Source organism: Halobacteriovorax sp. DA5 (assembly GCF_002903145.1).
In the GTDB taxonomy this organism is placed as follows: Bacteria; Bdellovibrionota; Bacteriovoracia; order Bacteriovoracales; family Bacteriovoracaceae; genus Halobacteriovorax_A.
Genome location: NZ_PPDJ01000049.1, coordinates 1 through 497, shown reverse-complemented (window position 1 = coordinate 497; position 497 = coordinate 1). Strand labels below are relative to the sequence as shown.

At 42.1% G+C, this 497-nt stretch carries 1 pseudogene; it reads right to left on the bottom strand.

What is annotated here, in order from left to right:
- Nucleotides 1–497: pseudogene (locus tag C0Z22_RS15835) on the bottom strand (IS3 family transposase); the annotation flags it as partial.

Sequence of the window (497 nt, the reverse complement as noted above, 5' to 3'; positions counted from 1 at the left end):
TTTATCTGGTTTATCCAGTTGTTTGACTTGATAATGATAGGTAGAAGGAACTAATTGAGCAATCGTCAGCAGTAGATCTAGTCGGAATCCTTCTGCAACCATCTCTCTAACTGTTTGAGCCTTTCTTGTTCTCTGGCTTCGTCCCTTAAACGAAGCGCTCTCAACTTTTTTAGATAGGCATTCTCCGTTCTAAGCCGTTCATTTTCCTCCTGAAGTCGCTCTAACTCCGTCATCTCTTCCCAGGTTTTCTTTGGTTTACGCCCCATCTTTGGTGGCCTCCCTCTTGTTTTCTCAAGAATAGTATACCCGTTTTTCTTGTATTGTGCTATCCAGTTTGGGAGTGTTCCTCGGTTTGGCAAGGCGTAATCAAGTGAGACTGACAGACTCGACTGCTTCTGAAGAAGTACTTTATCAATCATTTCCTGCTTGAGTTCTGGAGGATAATAAGTGTTCTTACCTTTCTTGACAATGTTTATTCCATACCTATCAATCAGTCG